This is a genomic window from Clostridium thermosuccinogenes, from assembly GCF_002896855.1.
Lineage (GTDB): Bacteria > Bacillota > Clostridia > Acetivibrionales > DSM-5807 > Pseudoclostridium > Pseudoclostridium thermosuccinogenes.
The window spans coordinates 2958407-2975437 of record NZ_CP021850.1; the positions used below are offsets into that span (position 1 = coordinate 2958407).

At 40.9% G+C, this 17031-nt stretch carries 15 protein-coding genes and 1 pseudogene; 2 read left to right on the top strand and 14 right to left on the bottom strand.

The window, feature by feature from the left end:
- Positions 1 to 460 precede the first annotated feature (460 nt).
- Complete coding sequence (locus CDO33_RS12950; RefSeq protein WP_192875030.1) at positions 461 to 1672, top strand: IS256 family transposase; 1212 nt, start codon at positions 461 to 463, stop codon at positions 1670 to 1672.
- A 314-nt stretch (positions 1673 to 1986) separates the two neighbouring features.
- Here CDO33_RS12950 and CDO33_RS12955 read toward each other — a convergent pair whose 3' ends face one another.
- The 3 genes from CDO33_RS12955 to CDO33_RS12965 form a co-directional block, all read right to left on the bottom strand.
- The gene (locus CDO33_RS12955; RefSeq protein WP_103083201.1) at positions 1987 to 2820 is read right to left on the bottom strand and encodes a class I SAM-dependent methyltransferase; all 834 of its coding nucleotides are present in this window, start codon (positions 2818 to 2820) and stop codon (positions 1987 to 1989) included.
- A 297-nt stretch (positions 2821 to 3117) separates the two neighbouring features.
- Positions 3118 to 3621 (bottom strand): hypothetical protein, encoded by a 504-nt coding sequence (locus CDO33_RS12960; RefSeq protein WP_242974813.1) that lies wholly within the window; start codon positions 3619 to 3621, stop codon positions 3118 to 3120.
- A gap of 122 nt (positions 3622 to 3743) precedes the next feature.
- Positions 3744 to 4592: an aminoglycoside 6-adenylyltransferase gene (locus tag CDO33_RS12965; protein ID WP_103083199.1), complete on the bottom strand. Its 849-nt coding sequence runs from the start codon at positions 4590 to 4592 to the stop codon at positions 3744 to 3746.
- A gap of 444 nt (positions 4593 to 5036) precedes the next feature.
- Between CDO33_RS12965 and CDO33_RS12970 the strand changes: the two genes are divergently transcribed.
- The gene (locus CDO33_RS12970; RefSeq protein ID WP_103083198.1) at positions 5037 to 7217 is read left to right on the top strand and encodes a family 78 glycoside hydrolase catalytic domain; all 2181 of its coding nucleotides are present in this window, start codon (positions 5037 to 5039) and stop codon (positions 7215 to 7217) included.
- A gap of 494 nt (positions 7218 to 7711) precedes the next feature.
- Here CDO33_RS12970 and CDO33_RS20595 read toward each other — a convergent pair whose 3' ends face one another.
- The 11 genes and pseudogenes from CDO33_RS20595 to CDO33_RS13030 all read right to left on the bottom strand — a co-directional run bounded on the left by CDO33_RS20595 (position 7712) and on the right by CDO33_RS13030 (position 16866).
- Positions 7712 to 8347, bottom strand: a complete 636-nt coding sequence (locus CDO33_RS20595) for a hypothetical protein (RefSeq protein WP_133158711.1) — start codon at positions 8345 to 8347, stop codon at positions 7712 to 7714.
- A 383-nt stretch (positions 8348 to 8730) separates the two neighbouring features.
- Positions 8731 to 10302 carry an IS66 family transposase gene (tnpC, locus tag CDO33_RS12980; protein WP_103089411.1) on the bottom strand — a complete coding sequence of 524 codons (1572 nt, stop codon included), beginning with the start codon at positions 10300 to 10302 and terminating at the stop codon, positions 8731 to 8733.
- A 77-nt stretch (positions 10303 to 10379) separates the two neighbouring features.
- The gene (gene tnpB, locus CDO33_RS12985) at positions 10380 to 10736 is read right to left on the bottom strand and encodes an IS66 family insertion sequence element accessory protein TnpB (RefSeq protein WP_028992631.1); all 357 of its coding nucleotides are present in this window, start codon (positions 10734 to 10736) and stop codon (positions 10380 to 10382) included.
- A complete protein-coding gene (tnpA, locus tag CDO33_RS12990; protein ID WP_028992632.1) occupies positions 10730 to 11050 on the bottom strand; it encodes an IS66 family insertion sequence element accessory protein TnpA in 321 nt (106 codons plus the stop codon). Before tnpA ends, tnpB begins: the two co-directional genes overlap by 7 nt.
- A gap of 269 nt (positions 11051 to 11319) precedes the next feature.
- Positions 11320 to 11598, bottom strand: a pseudogene (locus CDO33_RS21690) (transposase); the annotation flags it as partial.
- A 27-nt stretch (positions 11599 to 11625) separates the two neighbouring features.
- The gene (locus CDO33_RS13005) at positions 11626 to 12372 is read right to left on the bottom strand and encodes an IS630 family transposase (RefSeq protein WP_103083075.1); all 747 of its coding nucleotides are present in this window, start codon (positions 12370 to 12372) and stop codon (positions 11626 to 11628) included.
- A 555-nt stretch (positions 12373 to 12927) separates the two neighbouring features.
- Positions 12928 to 13695, bottom strand: a complete 768-nt coding sequence (locus CDO33_RS13010) for a CPBP family intramembrane glutamic endopeptidase (RefSeq protein WP_202849543.1) — start codon at positions 13693 to 13695, stop codon at positions 12928 to 12930.
- Complete coding sequence (locus CDO33_RS13015) at positions 13692 to 14417, bottom strand: MerR family transcriptional regulator (protein ID WP_103083076.1); 726 nt, start codon at positions 14415 to 14417, stop codon at positions 13692 to 13694. The genes CDO33_RS13010 and CDO33_RS13015 overlap by 4 nt, the downstream gene beginning before the upstream one ends.
- 408 nt (positions 14418 to 14825) lie before the next feature.
- Entirely contained in the window at positions 14826 to 15032 is a 207-nt protein-coding gene (locus tag CDO33_RS13020) for a hypothetical protein (protein ID WP_103083077.1), read from the bottom strand.
- Entirely contained in the window at positions 15020 to 16411 is a 1392-nt protein-coding gene (locus CDO33_RS13025) for an MATE family efflux transporter (RefSeq protein WP_103083078.1), read from the bottom strand. Before CDO33_RS13025 ends, CDO33_RS13020 begins: the two co-directional genes overlap by 13 nt.
- A complete protein-coding gene (locus CDO33_RS13030; protein WP_103083079.1) occupies positions 16408 to 16866 on the bottom strand; it encodes a MarR family winged helix-turn-helix transcriptional regulator in 459 nt (152 codons plus the stop codon). The genes CDO33_RS13025 and CDO33_RS13030 overlap by 4 nt, the downstream gene beginning before the upstream one ends.
- Positions 16867 to 17031: the final 165 nt, after the last annotated feature.

The following is a 17031-nucleotide window of genomic DNA, read 5'->3' on the forward strand; positions in this document are numbered from 1 at the left end:
TCCTTATACATTCACCTTTTTGATTAACTAATATTATGCACATATCGAGGGCTTAAATTGTGTTGCTAGATTCGCTCATATCGGAGCTTGATTTTTGTAAAAATATCCATGGATACCTGCTTGCTCGCAATTCTAAAGATGCACCTTTCTATAATTGCTTCGAAACAAGCGACAGCTACATTGACTGACATACTGAGAACTTTTCAACTTTGGGAGTATGTAAAATTCCTATTGCAAAGAATTAGATGCACATGATCACCTATTCAAAATTAGGGTGACTGTGTTACCAATAGACTGTGCGTGCCTTCGTTATAGTCTTATGTAGTGGTGTAAAATCGGCAGCGTAATTCCGGTGGTAAATATTGTCCTTTGACAAACGAGCCACGATATGGCATCTACTTTATTAGGTCTCACAAATCAATAAGGTAGAGGAGGTCATATCGTGGCTACAAAAGATATAATGCCATTAATCGAAGAAATTTTCAAGGTTTATGGAGATGTAAAAAATGGAGATTTTATGCGTGAGACCATGGCATTCATCCTACAAAAGCTGATGGAGGCTGAAGTAACGGCAAAAATCGGCGCTCAAAAGTATGAGCGTACCGATGAACGGAACAACCATCGCAACGGTACCCGTACCAGACCCTACGAGACCCGTCTGGGAACAATTGAACTAAAAATACCGAAGCTGCGTGAGGGAAGCTATTTCCCAAGTTTCTTGGAGCCTCGCCGCATGTGGGAAAAAGCACTGGTCAATGTAATTCAAGAGGCCTATGTCCATGGGGTCAGCACTCGCAAGGTGGATGAACTGGTTCAAGCGCTTGGGATGGAAGGGATTGATAAGAGCGCCGTATCCCGTATCAGTCAGGAGCTGGACGAACATGTCCAAGGGTTTGTTCACCGCCCTTTGACATTACAATACCCATATTTACGGCTAGATGCAACCTTTCCAAAGGTCCGTGAAGGCGGGCATGTAGAAAACATGGCACTGGTGGTTGCAGTAGGTGTGAATGAAAATGGGGAACGAGAAATACTGGGCTTTGATATAGGTATGGCAGAGAGTGGTCCTTTTTGGACAGACTTTTTACGCCGTTTGGTAAGCCGAGGCCTAAGAGGAGTGAAACTGGTCATCAGTGACGCCCATGAAGGCCTGAAAGGGGCAATAAACGAAGTATTAAGCGGTTGTGCATGGCAGCGGTGTCGGGTGCATTTTATGCGTAATGTATTATGCCAGGTACCTCGCAAACAACAAGGAATGGTATCGGCCATTGTTAGGACTATTTTTGCTGCACCTGATCAGAAGGCTGCAAAAGAACAACTATACACGGTTGTTTCCCAGTTGAAGGACCGATTCCCCAAGGCAATGGAAATCCTGGAGAATGGGTGCGAGAATGTGCTGCAGTACATGGCCTTTCCATCGGAGCATTGGGCACAGATCCATTCGACAAACCCGTTGGAACGGTTAAACAGAGAGATACGGCGAAGGACAGATGTTGTGAGCATATTTCCAAACCGCCCGTCGGTACTACGACTGGTAGGGACATTACTCATTGAGCAGCATGAGGAGTGGCAGATTGGCCGTAGATATTTCAGCAAGGAATCAATGAACAAGGTAGTAAATCCAGCGCTTGCTCCCTATACTCTGTCGTCGACATCACTGCTGCACAAATAAAATGCTTGCTTTTTTAGCTGATTCCTGAGGTGGTTTTCCTATACGGACTTCCGCATAGGCAGCGTCCGCCATGCTATAATGGAAAATTACGGGGGATGTGGTAAACTTAAGCTTGCTTCTTCCCTTCATCCCTCGGCACTAAAAACAGGGCATGGCGGAATGTGGTTGTCAAGGAAAAGCCTGTTTTTGGCCCTTGACAACCACATTAGCGATAATATCAGAGACCAAAGTAGATGCTAATTTACACCACTTGACAAGACGCTATCGTGCCTTCGAATTAAATTTCTATGTGTTCTTGCTTCCACTTACTTATTTCACGGCTTTCTACCCATATACAATTGAAAAACATAATCCACCTTATGATGGCCGCCATGCTTTAATATGACTTCCTTTATTCCTTCGTACAAGGCTACCCTGAGGTCAACCGGCAAGCTTCTATGGTCTGAAAAGGTATCAAGAAGCTCTATATATTCGTCTGCACTGTATGTTCGCGATGCATCATATAGCTTTGTAGTAACTTGACTAAACCCATACCGCTCTAAGCAATCGAATCCAAATCTCTTACAGATTTCAGACGGCTTCAAAAAATCGTCCTTGGATTTTCTAACCGGCCTTTCTTTTGAAACATAATAGCTATAATAGTATTTTTCATATACCGTTTGGATTTCCTCATAGAGTTCTTCACCTTGGGCTGGAACAGGATTACCGCGAAACAGGGCGAATACCCCTACTTTTTTTAAAAGACGGAAAACCTTTGGACACCCTATTTCCGCATCCACCCAATGGAAAGAGGTTGCGGCATATATCAAATCAAAGTTTTCATCATCCAATGAAACATCCTCGAAAGTAGATGTAATTACATTAAAGTTATTGTATTCTTTGAATTTCTCCAATAGAAATTCTGTCATATTCTTACTTATCTCCACAGCAGTTACAACGTACCCCGAGTCAAGGAAGGGGGCAGTTGCTTTCCCGGTCCCCGCGCCTATCTCAAGGGCTTTTTTACCTTTTCCCGGCCAGGAATATCGAATAACGTCTGCAAAAAGTTCATCTGGGTATCCCCACCGTATCTTGTCATAGTTCATGACAATCTCGTCAAAGATCATCCTATTGTTACGCTCCCATCCTGTTTTATTTTGTGTACCCATTTTAAACTCCTTATATATAGTTGGCTTATATAATGATCACAGTTCGATCTGTCACGTTTTTCCACACAACAGACTGATTGATCGGGAGTTAACTTTTAGCAATTTGATTATTGAGCTATTATCGTCTAATTGGAAAATCATGGCTTCATCATTATTTCATACTTTTCCCCTATAGTCAATTTTAAAGTAAAAATTCAGAAGGAATCTTCCACCTTGATGTTCATTAGTGCAATATTATAATGACACAAATAAACGGATGTCTAAAGTCTATATGCCTATATGCATATTTAATTTTTCTCACCATATACAGACCATAATTAATGCGCTAACTACACCGCCGATGGCAAACACCGGAATCATTGGCAGCATAGCCTTAACGTGGAACAGTTTCTGATGATACTCCTTGTCCATATGCTCTGTTCCCGGAAGACGAACTCTCTTAATCCTTGGGAACAGCACCCAATCCAAAATGCAGGTATCAAAGACTACAAGCACAATAATATATCCATACACAGCGAACAACCCCTGGACAAAGCTTACTGCGCCTGCCATATGAGCCATCCATGCAAAAATAAAAGCAAAAAGGATCAATGCAACCACTTTTTTGATTATCATGATTACGGTAAGTTTCTTTTTGATTTTCTCTTTGTGCTGTGAACGGTAGTATTCTTCCTGTATTTCCGGAGGGTAATCATTGATAAAGCTGATGGGATTTATCAGCAGCATACCGAACACCAAAACTCCAAATACAGCCATCATGATTACACACTCAATAATGTAGGTTGTTATGCTGAACATCATGTACCTCCTGTGAAAAACCGTCTCTTTACAAAGCCGGATTTCTGTTTGCAGATGTTTTCATATATATAAACTTATCTATGTAATGAGCACGGGGCAGCAGAACTTACAGCCGATCTTAAATATTACGAAATTTGCTCTTTCACCATTCTCAAATATTCCCTTATTCCGTCTTCTTCCTCCTGCCGATAAATGAACCCAAAATGGGAGGCCACCTTCAATGCCAGCGTGTGGAACAAATTACACATCGCATCAATAGCTGCCCAAACATCGGTATAATTGCTGCCGGAATAGGTGGCGGCATATTGTGCATATAGCTCCGGAGAAAGATATTTTTTAAAATATTTGCCGTTTTTGCCTGTGGAAAGGTTGTATCCATATTGCGTACCGATATAGTAGTTAATCATATCGTGCAATTCAGAACGAACATAAACATTCAGCATATGCATGACATAAGGAAGCTCATCTCGTGCTATGCCTTTTGCCACATTATTTAAGCACCACCAGAAATTATTACAGCAGGAGTAAAAGAAAAGCGGTGATGGCGGTTTTATATGCCAATATTTGCCGTTTGGAACCACCCGGGGAGGTAAAAAGCCTCTGCCATTGTCTTTATCGAGCAGAACAACAGCTGGCTCTCCGTCGTCAATGTATTTATTAAAAACAAAAGAAAGGTCAATGCGAACTCCATCAGGATAAATCATCATATAGTTAAAATTACCGTCTCCGACAGGGTTACGCATGGCTTCCGGCATCTGCATAATCAAAGGCTTGCCAAAGCGTTCTTCAATCCATGCAGGATTGTTGTAGAAGGGTGTAATGTCTTCTACAAAATAAGTGATATCATAATCCTGATATATATCCTTTGGCACCTCGGAGTTTGCCCGCGAACCGGCCAGCAGTACTGCCCGAATACGCTCATCAGCCTTGGCCACGTCTAATATCAAGTTCATAACTTCTTGTTCTGTCCGCAATATTTATCTCCTCCTACATACCAACATAATATTAGTCTTAAGTAGAAGGATATCTTTCATTTCTAATCCGGTCAACTATATCTTCGCCCCACCCTGCTTTTCGATTATCAAAGGCCTCTTCCCAAGCCATCTTGTTTAATTTATTGAAATTCATAATGTATTCATCTCCTCTTGTTCAAATTTGATTATATCATATAGGTATTATAAAAAGTGCAGATGTTTGCATTGAGTGTACATCCATCCTGTCTCCTCAACCTATGATTTTATAAAGTATGAGCTATACTTCAACCTTTTCTGTTTATATTGAGTAAAAAGACGGCATCAACTTATTACTATCCCTTGAGATTCCTGTAAAGCTACAAAAATTCTTTTTGACATAGACAATAAAAAATATATTGGGTAAGATAGGTGTAAAGAATGGTATAAACTACTGGAGGGGGACAAATGAGTTTTAATCCAGCTAAATGGGTGAGAGCAGGAAGCTGCGAAGCTCCATACATACGAAAAACTTTTACTGCCGATGACTTTACTGAAGCAAGGATCAATATATGTGGCCTGGGCTTCTTTCAACTGTACATCAATGGAAATCGTGTATCAGATCATGTTCTCGTTCCTGCATGGACAGATTATGAGGATAGGGGCAAGCGCAGACTTCTTTATCCAATTAACGACAAATTCACACACCGTATTTATTATCTAAGCTATGATATAACTTCATACCTTGTAAAGGGCAAAAATGGTATAGGAGTTCTTTTAGGCAACGGATGGTACAACCAAAATAAGAGAAATGTAGAAGGAGATCTTTGGTATGACAAGCCAAAGCTCATTTTTAACATAATATTAAAAACTAAAACCGGTGAAGAATACGTGGTATCCGATGAAACTCTAAAATGGACTCAAAGCCATGTTATAGAGAACAATATATATTTTGGTGAAAAACACGACTTAAGCCTTAAGCTTCCCGACTTCAGCCTAAGCACTTTTGACGATAGCAGTTGGAAAGCGGTTTCAATACTGGAGGACACCCATTCCATTATGGAACTTCAAACCTGCCCTGCTGATAAAAAAATCCGTACGATAAAGCCCACTATAGTTAAAAGACTTAACGACTCTATTATCTACGACTGCGGTGAAAATACTGTAGGGTGGGTCAAGCTGGAATACCAGGGGGAGGATGGAGGCTTCGTCAAGGTAGCACACGCAGAAGTATTAGCTGAAGACAACAGTTCCCTGTCCTATGACAGTGCTGGTGGAAATGACCAGATTCAGACGGATACATATATTAATATTCCAAAGAATACTATCTTAGAGCCAGAATTTGACTGGCACGGTTTTAGATATTTTCAGGTATATGGCGACGCTAAGCCTTTAGAAGTTGCAGTTATCCATACAGACATACCTGTTACATCTTCCTTTGATAGTGATAATGAAATGCTCAACTGGCTATATAAAACCATGATAAATACCTTTTTATGCAATGCGCATCTGGGAGTTCCTTCTGACTGCCCCCACCGTGAACGCCTCGGATATACAGGGGATGGCCAGCTAGTTTGTGACACAGGTATGCTGCTATTGGGAAGCCGTTTGTTCTACAAAAAGTGGATGCAGGATATTGCCGACTGTCAGGATCCCAACACTGGTCATGTTCAGCATACAGCACCGTTTTATGGCGGCGGAGGAGGCCCTGGGGGCTGGGGATGTGCCATTGTGGAAGTTCCATACAGGTATTATAAGCATTTTGGAGACAAGGAGATACTAGAGAAGTATTATCCTCACATGGTCAAATATATCGAATACCTTTACAATCATTCGGAAAATGGGCTTGTAGTTTCAGAAGAAAAGGGTGGCTGGTGTTTAGGTGAGTGGTGTGCTCCCCCTCATGTAATGCTGCCGGAGCCTTTTATAAACACATACTTTTATATCAAGTCGATGGAGAAGATGAAGGAGATTGCAGATGTACTGAATATCCCCTTCCAGTTTGACGAGCGGATTGCATTTTCCAAGCAGGCTCTAATAGATACTTACTACGATGAAAAAAACAACTCCTTTTGTGGATCAGTGCAGGGGGCAGATGCTTTTGCATTGGATTTAAATATAGGTAATGCTGAGATGCTAAGAAATCTAGTGAAGAAATATAACGAAGCAAAGGTTTTGGATACAGGTATTTTCGGTACTGATGTGCTTATAAAAGTATTGTTTGAAAATGGGTTTGCCCAAACAGCATTTGACTTATTGACGCAAGACGGGTATCCATCCTTTGCTCATATGAAAAATAATGGAGCAACAACATTCTGGGAGGACTGGCACGGTAAGAGTTCCCACAACCATCCTATGTTTGGTGCCTGTGTAAAATATCTGTACTATGGTTTGCTGGGCATTAAGCAGAATGAAGGCAGTGTAGGTTTTAGCTCTGTTACTATTTCACCCCAGTTTGTGAACGGACTTAACCATATAAAGGGTGAAATTGAGACAAAATCTGGTAAGATAGCTGTTGAATTAACTAAAAAAATCTCCACTGCAGATTGCTACATTTTAATTGACGGGTCAATTGATGCCAGCTTTAAATATAATAGGAATTGCCGTAAGCTGGTTATCGGGAAAAACCGTTTTACCATTGAGCTATAACTGATACCATATGGTTAATTGCTTAGTACAGGTCCAATGTATCCAATATCTTCCACCGCCAAACGGAAAATATTTAACATTATTGTGACATAATGGGAAAGGTATCTGGATAATTAAAGAGCGGTTGGTATGTTGCCTCAAGCAATAAAATAAGGGTTTCCTGATATGGAAACCTCCGGCAAATTAATCTGGAGAAAAGCCATATGTCTGGAAACCCTTTATTTACAATCTTTTCAGTTCTGTATTTCTCAACCTCTGGCATCAATGTTACGCTTTCCACATGCTAGAGTTACCATTTCAATGTATTCGTTATCGGGAGCATGCTAAACATTATTACCATTTTCAAGGTATATGGAAACATATAAATAATTCCATTCTATGGTAACTGCATGCAAAGAGTGTTCCTTAAAAGCCTCAACGAAGTCTCTGTTTGAACTAATGTGGCAGCCTTTATCTCACCTGACCTTAATTCTATGTCAAACTTATTGCAATGTTTAGTAGAACACAGCATCCCTTTTTCTATACCAAATGAAGCCTAATACAGAGAGTACTGCAGCAATAACAGTGAGCACAACAAGCCCACCCCATTTCATACTTTCAACCGGAATTTTGGGAATATATGCAAATGGCGACAGTACCTCTAGCCATTCAGGTAACCCGAACATCATTACTGTAAACTGCGCGAAGAAGCAATACCCCAAGTAGCCGAATGCCGCACCTGCAGCTTTCGGAAACATCCCAATCAATGCAGAGGTCAAACCAACCATTGTCCAAATTGCAGGAAGATAGCTCATACTAGCACTGAAGAATGTCGCTGCAGACGGCACATCTTCAACCGTTGCAGAGGCAAGTCCCCACAGTGACAGCGTACCAAGAGCTATCAGAAACACAGGCAGTATCATGGCAGGAATATAAGCAGAAGCAAGCAATTCACTGCGTGCTACCGCACGTGCTAACAAGTGTTCAGTTCGCATATTCCTTTCCTCTATGCGCAGCCTCATCAGAAAAGACACAGCTGCGACAGTGCTGATTATTGCCATGATGCCTGTCAGCATTGTTAGGAACTCCTCAACAATTGTAAAATCTAAATTGGAATAAAATGCCGTTAATGATGTGTTCTCGCCGATCATTGTTTCAAGTTCTCCGAATAGAGACCCGAGTACAGCGCATAGCACGAATAAGACTGCCGCCCATGCTATTGCAGTGCCTCGTATCAGCCTTATGCTCAACGCAAGAGGGTTTTTCAGAAGTGCACTCGCCTCCTGTCTGCCTAAACGAGCGGAAATAAGTCCTTCACCCAAATCACGCCGAACACCCAGATAAAATGCAAATAGGGCTACCAAGCATGACGTTACGATTATTATAAGAATTGGCCACCATAAATTACGAACGTAGCTTTCTGTCATATGCATCAGCCCAAAGGGTGACGTGACAGTAAGAGCTTTTACTCCGCTACTATCACCGTAAGCGTCAAATAGCCCCCACCTTTGATTTAGCAGGGGCATAATATATATTATTTATTGGGCACTTTGCAATGACCCGGAAGATTTGCTGACCATGGCAACAAGGTGTCTAATGCATGTTGATCCTTGATATTTATATTCGGTAGACGTTCAAAGAGATAAGTAAGATATTCAAACGGGTTCAACCCATTCTCTTTTGCCGTCTCCACAATACTGTAAATTGTTGCGCTGGCATTGGCTCCTTTAGGCGTGTTGCTAAACAGCCAATTCTTCCTCCCGATTACAAAAGGCTTTATCGACCGTTCACTTCGGTTGTTATCAATCTCTAGCCTGCCGTCCAGCATAAAGGCCTCCAGCTTGTCCCACTGGTTCCGGCAGTATTGGATTGCTTTTCCTAATGAACTTTTGGGAGTTACTCTTGGACTCCAGTATTTGAGCCATTCCTTGAATTTATCAAGCACTGGTCGGCTGTGTTTCAATCGGCCCTCATATCTTTCTTCCGGTGTAACATCATGAAGCATTTTTTCTATCTCAAACAAGTTATTGCAAAATGCCAAACCTTCTTCTGTTACTGTGGGCTTGTCATCTTTTTTTGGAGGCATGGCTTTTAAGGCGTCGACAAAATAACGCCTTGCATGTGCCCAGCAACCAACCTGGATGATTCCGGGCATGCCACTATAACCATCATACCCATCCGTATGAAGGTAACCTTTGAATCCTTCAAGAAATTTTTTAGGATGTTTGCCAGCCCTGGTAGTTTGGTAGTCATAAAGAATAATCGGAGGCCCTTCCCGGCCGGTCCGGTATAGCCACATGTAGGAGGTTGAATCTGCGGCTCGCCCGGGTTCCTTGAGTACTTGGAGGGTAGTATCATCGGAATGGAGGATGTCCCTTTGCTGCAAGTGTTCCCGCATTCGTTCATATATCGGCCGCAGCCACCTGTCGGAGCTTTGTATCATCCAGTTCGCCATGGTTTGCCTGGATATTTCAATCCCCATCCTCTCCCAGTCCTGCTCTTGACGATAAAGAGGAAGCCCTTTTACAAATTTCTCCGTCATTACATGAGCTATGGCGGATGCCGAAGCCAGGCTTCCAGGAAGTGCCGGCTTTGGCATTGGGGCTGTTACTATCGGTGTAGATATTTCATTCTTCTCGCAATTACGGCAGCCATATACATACTGCACATGTTCCTTTACACGCACCTGAGCCGGAATAATTTCTATTTCCCGCCTTACTTCCTTGCTCATTTCATGCAGTTTGCCGCCACAGCAATCACAAACCTGCTCTTCTTCAGGCAAGCGATACTCTATGGTCTCTACAGGAATGTCTTTAAGCATTTCTTCTCTGTGCCCCTGCTTTTTACGACGTTTATATGTAATTTCCTCTAATGTTGGTTCGGGAACTGCAGGCTTGGCTTCTGATTCCGCCTCGTTGAAAAGATTTAGCTGTTCAGGGACTTCCGTCTTTTCACTTGAACGCCCAAAAAGCTTATGCTGATGCAGCCGGAATTGTTCTTCAAACCATTTGAGTTTTGCTTCAAGCTCGGCTTTTTCCTGCTTCAATATTTCAATTTCTGTTTGGAGTTTTTCTATTGTAACCGTTGATTTCACTGTGTTTTCCATAATTTTATTATATCATTTTTCTACGGTTTTTTCCAGGAAAATGATAAAAAATATAAATATTTTTGTCTTGAAAGTATTCATATTACTGCACTTACTGTCACTTTTTTGTGTGCCTGCTTCTGCTCCAAGGATAGTCCATCCAGCAGCCAACCCAGTTCACGGACACCAACCTTCATTGGAGTGCCGCAACTTTCTTTAGGCCATTGGAATTTGCCTTTTTCAAGCCTCCGGTAATATAGCCAGAAACCATTATGTTCCCATTGGAGGATTTTAAGCTTATCACGTTTTTTATTGCAGAACACAAATAGACAAGACGAGAAGGGGTCTAATGCGAAGCTTTGCTGGACGATGGCAGCCAGGCCATCGATAGACTTACGCATGTCGGTACTTCCACAGGCAAGGTAGACCTTGTCGGTGCCGGCTATGCTCAGCATAATTCCCTCAGCACCATTAGCACATCCAACAGATGCTTCTGGTCAAAGCCTGGTTTGACTTGAACTTCAGCTGGGCCAAATTTGATTTCGATTGATTGGCCTTTGCCTGTATGCTCTTTATGATCTACTTCTACCGGAATCCATTTGGGAGATTCTGATTGTATGATTCCGTTTTGTCTTTCTTTTCTCAACCAGTAGCTTAACTGACGAAGACTTATCCCCGCGGATTTGCAAAATGAAGTTTGCGTCTGTCCGCTGGATTTGTACTCTGCAATTATGGATGCCCATTTTTGATAAAGATCTGCTTTGGTCATAAAGTTATACCTCCAGTATATTTTCTGGAGAGATTATCTCATAAGCCTGTTTGCATTTAAATGTGGGTATTATTTACCGCTTACTTTTGCTTAGCCGGCCACAAAAAAGTATTTCGTTTCTCTTATTTGTGACATTGATTTCTTTCACGTCGATTCCACTTGGAATAACTACTGGCTCATCAAACGAAATCGGATATGTTTTTAATACCTGCTCCGCTGTCCATTTACTATATAGTTTAGGTTTTAAAGTATCTATATAAATGTAAACTTTAGTAAATATAAGCACATAACCTTTTCACCTTTGCCGGACTCCTTTGTACAGTCATGAAATATTTGCGTATTGCCTGCACTATATGCTTAATAGATTCAAACAAATGATTATGTGTAACGCTTTTACGAATGTCTTTCCATAAATGCTCGATCGCGTTTAAATCGGAGCTGTAAGGAGGTAAATGCTTAAATGTAATATTCTTGATAGAGCTCACAAACTCCTTTACCTGGTTTGTATGATGATACCGTACATTATCGAGTAATAATACAACTTTCTTGTTTACATAATGTGAAGGAAGTCTATTTTAAAAATCCTTAAAGGTATCCGAGTTGTCGGCATCATAGGTTGAGTAAATTACTTGACCATTTTTGGGGTTTACAGCTCCAAACATTACGGTTCTTTCCCGGGACTTACTACTTTCAGTCGCCACTATCGGTTGATTACCTTTAAGTGCCCATTTAGCAGTTGTTGTAGGTTGATCAGTTATTATTGCTTCATCCTCATATGGAATAACTGTATCATCATCAGTTGTATCAAGGAGTTCTTGTAACTTCTGCTTAAATTCATCCTGTAATTCCTTTTTAGCATTCCTACTTTGATTTTTAGGACGCTGCAAGGTGAAACCGAGCTTGTGGACTACATCATAAAGGCTTGAAGCTTTATAGATGATCCCCCATTGTTTATTAATCCATATTTTTAAAAGGGGTATTGTCCAGTTACTTCGGTTAAAACCGCATTCTCTAGGGGATTTCTGTAGTGCTTCTGTTACGGCTTGCTTTTGTTCCTCTGTTAAATAACTGACGCGATTACCACCACGGGTGTCTTCCAAACCAAGAAGACCATTATCATTATATTTGTGAACCCACCAACGGACATAGAAATCAGATTTATGCAGATTCTTTGCTACATCCGTACTGGTAAGACCGTCCCAGATTTGCAGGATTGCAAGTAATTTAGTTTTCATTGCAGAATCCTGGCACTGGTCGTAGGTACTTTCAAGTTCAGTATATTTACAGTGTTTTCTATTTATTTCAAGTTTTCGTCTACTCATAATATCATAACCTTTCAAGGCTTATTAATATTATGATACTTCACTCAATAAGTTACTTTTTACCAGTAAATCATGGTAATTGGATAAGTTGATACCTAAACTATATAGGATTCGATGAAATTGTAAACAGTGCAAGCAGTGTTTCGATAATAACACCCCTGTCGAATGAACCTTTTACTCTGAAAGGCGGTATTGGCACAAACGTCCTTTATTTTGAAGGAACGGTAAGCGGCTACGGCGTCACTGCCCCGTCAAAAGATAACATCATCATAAACAACAGCGAAAATATTAAAGATATGGTTAATTGGAGTTTATTGGGCGGGTACTGATTTGGTGTTCATGCAGTGAGCATATCTCCCGCATCGTTGAATCACAGCAGATGTATGGAAATTTTTCTATAAATGAAAAATTTCCTTATGAGCCTATGCGTTATAATCTCAAAAGAGTTCGGCATAGCCGTTGATTTGCGGCCATGCCGTTTTTCGCTTAGTTTGGCAAGTCGGTAGCACCAACTGTCTGTGCATTTTATGCCACAGTTTATTTTGAAGAGACAATTTATGCAAAAATCCACCAAACAGTTTTGCTGACAATGTGAAGCAGGGCGTGTGCAAGCATGGCGTACTGAATACCGTATTTGCGGTACATCCCACCGAAGAACAAGCCGAAAGCGCCGTTCAGAAGGAAACAGCGAATTAGAAGTAGTGGTGTAATTGCTCCGAAAAACGATACTGTTGCAGGCAAGTGACCTGCCGCAAACGACAGCGCAGCAAGCACATTGGCAGCGATAATAACACCGTCGGGAACTGCATCCTGTTTTCGGAAAAATAGCTTCCATCCGATCCAGGCAAGCATACTCATGAGAAACAAACGCATCATTACTTCTTCAATTATACCGCCGTAAAATATTGCTCCAAGCCAGCCGGAAAGTGTCAGGCCTGCAGACGTTGTCTCAGAAATGTTGAGTTCCGGAATCCACCTGCCAAATGTCCAGTAATCAAGGCTAAATACTATGCCGAATATAACAGACAGTAATACAGTACGTAATAAGGCGGATTTCTCAAACCGAAACGGTTTCATGAGCCCGATTTTTTCAGAAAGAAAATACCCGAAGAAACCGAGAACACAGGCGTAAAGGACAGTCTGCATAACAGAAATCATTATAAGGTTGCCTGTGTTACCGACCTGACTGAGAATTTGGTCAATTGTAGTCTGGTCATACATGTTAAGCTGATAAGATGTTATAAAGTATCCACCGGCAACCGCAATGGGCAACATTGCAAGTGCAAACAGCAGGGATTTTTTCATTTCTTTTATTTCTTTCATTTCTCGTCACCTCCGTAGGTTTCCACGCAAAATCCGTGATGCCCGCAACAGGTGCAGGTGAGTTTTCTTGTATTAGGTGTGTGCCTGGCCCACATCGCTTCCTTCAATACCGGTCTGAATACTTCATGACACTGCGGACAGATGTAAGTAACCCGCTTCCAGTAGTATCGAGAAGCCAATATTGCATAGGGACCTACCCCCAACAAAAAGACAAAAAACGGCCACCATATGCCGGTTACGACCCACAGGATGATCAAAATCCAGTGCAGAATCATCATCGGGATACCTGTCAGAAGTATTGTTGAACGAATCTTTTTGAGTTTTTTCTTGTTTTTCATGATAAAGGCTATGTCACCGATGGATTCAACGGAGAAACGGTCAACTCTCTTCAGTTCCTGTTTCAACATAGTCAGCTTATCCAGCTTCATCAGCTTATCGCTGATTTCTTCCCGCAGTTCCTGCTCCTGTTGCCCAATCAAAAGATAGATAACACTTTCGGGATTTTCTTCTGAAAGGAGCTGTGATATCGAATTGATGGGCAAATCCAGTTCCCGAAGGAAACAGATAATTTTCATCCTTCTCAAATCATCTTCCGAATACAGACGCCGTCCGCCCTCACTCAACTCACTTGGAACCAAAATGCCGCGCGTATCGTAATACTGCACCGTCCGGACCGTAACACCGCAGAGCTTTGCCAATTCTCCCGTTGTGTATTTTGGCATAACCTTTCACCTCCTTACAATGCCCATCGTACAACATGACGCAGCGTAACAAGCAATACCTTACGCAGGGGGATTTTTAAAACAATTAAAAATCCTTCTCGATTCGGTTGATAAAGACAAATATAATAGCTAAAATTAAATAATTCTTAAAACTATGTTTCTTGCTACTTCGATGTGTACCGTCATCATCCGTAACCATATTGCTTCGCTTCTTTTTTTCTTCCCGTGCCGACCGAAACTCACTCTCCTAACAAGTCGAAAAAATTAAACCATGGAGAAAGTGACATGCGAACGACCTGTAGTTCCCTAAATACATCTATAAAATGTATGTAGGTGTATGTAAGAAGTGCTTATATAAAATTAAAGGAGACGGCTACATACCTACTCTTGCATCAACTCTGTCTACTGTCAATTCACTTGCCTAATGCTATAGGCTATCCCCTCAATAACACTGGAGTCAATATCTTTGAGCGCTTTGATTAAGTCATCTTCTTTTCCGACTATATTTTCACCATTGAAAATCAGATCATTCCATAGCTCGTGTAATGCGGTATTCAGGTCTCCATCGTCAGTAAATTGTACTGCAGCATAGACATTACTAATTAATGCTTCCATAATGTCTGCATCATATCCATTTTTCTGAAATTAATGGTTATCATGATAAGAGACAGAAGGCAGGCCATGAAATCCGCTATAGGACCAGCATAAAGGATACTAGTCAGCCCTAAAAATCGTGGCAGAATCAAAAGCAAAGGAATAAGAAAAGCACCTTGCCTTGATAATGTCAGTATAATTCCCTGTTTTACATTTCCCGTACCGGTAAAGTAATTTATTGTCAATGGCTGTATACCAAAAACACATACCATGAACATATAAATTCTCAGATATTGCTCTGCAAACTGAAAATAGAGATCACTTCCACCTCCGAAAATTCCAGTAATCTGTCTCGGAAATCCTTGGAACAAAACAAAGGTTAGAATACTAATGGCCAGAGCGATGGAAACAGCCTTTTTATAAGTTTCCTTTACTCGGGAATAGTTTTTAGCCCCCATATTAAAGCCCAAAATTGGCTGACAACCCTGGGCCAAACCAACGGAAACAGCAGTGAGAATGCTGTTTAATTTTGCAATAACACCAGATACTGCCAAGGGAGTATCACTACCGTAAATGGACATAGCACCATAGATTTTCAGGCTATTATTTAAGACAATATTTACAAGCATCATAATGGTATGATTAATAAAATTAGAGGTTCCTAGTTTTACAATCTGTTTTACATAATGCCATTCTATGCTTAACATTCCTCTCGTAATTTGAAAAGTTTTGAACTTAAAATAGTAGATTGCACAAAGAAGAAAAGATATAACCTGTCCAACCACTGTTGCTATCGCAGCTCCTTGAATTCCCCAACCAAATAGAAACATAAACAGCCAATCTAAGAATATGTTCAATATAGCTCCGGTAATATTACATATCATGGAATAGGTAGGGCTACCGTCAGCTCGAATCAGACTACTGCTGGCAGTAGTAAAGAGTTGAAAAGGCAGTCCTATGGCTGTAATGCTTAGATAGGCCATTGCCAAAGGAAGCACATTCTCAGTGGCACCACAAGAAAGAAGTATTGGTCTCTTCAGAACAAATACGGTACAGAAAATAAATAGCCCGATAACAGACATCAAGCTAATACCTGTTCCGATAAAATGTTTTGCTTCCTCCTCTTTTTTCGCACCCATATTAATATTGAAGTTTGCAGCAGTTCCCACACCAATCAGCTGCGCAAAGGCTGTCGTAAAGGTTACAACTGGAAATGCAACATTAGTTGCACCATTGCCAAGCATGCCTACCAAATGACCAATGAAAATCTGATCTGTAATATTATAGGCTGATGCAACCAGCATACTGATAATGGACGGAATGGCGAACCTGCCAATTAACCCAAGTATAGGTTCATAACCAAGTGGATTGCCATTTGTCCTTGCAGTCATGTCTTTCATTCGTTTTCTCCATTTCCCAGATATATTTTTTCATTATAAATTTTATTTATATTTTTTTCCAATTGAAGTAAAAAAGAATAAAGCTTATCTATGTCTTCCTCTTTCATATTCTGGGTTAAAAGCTTGTTAAACTTCATTAATTCTCCTCTTACCTCTTTCCCGATTTCTTTTGCCTTTTCGGTTGGATAAACCCGGTTTTGCCTTTTATCCTTTTCATCTTGCATTCGCAGAAGATATCCTTTTTCCTCTAAAGTTTTTACTGCCCGAGCCGTAGCTGCTTTGTCAACGCAAACAATGGCGGTTAATTCCTCCTGGGTCATTCCCTCATAGTGTTGCATCGCCATAAAAAAGGGTTCTTCTGCTGCCGTAAGATTGTATTGACTGAGAACCTTACCAAGATATATCTGACTTTTTCTTGCCAAAAGATTAATTAACCTTCCAATACTTTTGTTCAATCTCATCAACTCCAAAAAAATTATATTAGAAATTAGTTGAGGTGTCAACTAATTTTCTTTCTAAGGCTTACTGGATAATATCTTTGACAGACTTCTGGCAGTCAAAAAGATGCTTACCTGTTCATATATCTATTCTGTCAACTCAACCCTATCACTTTCAGGGCA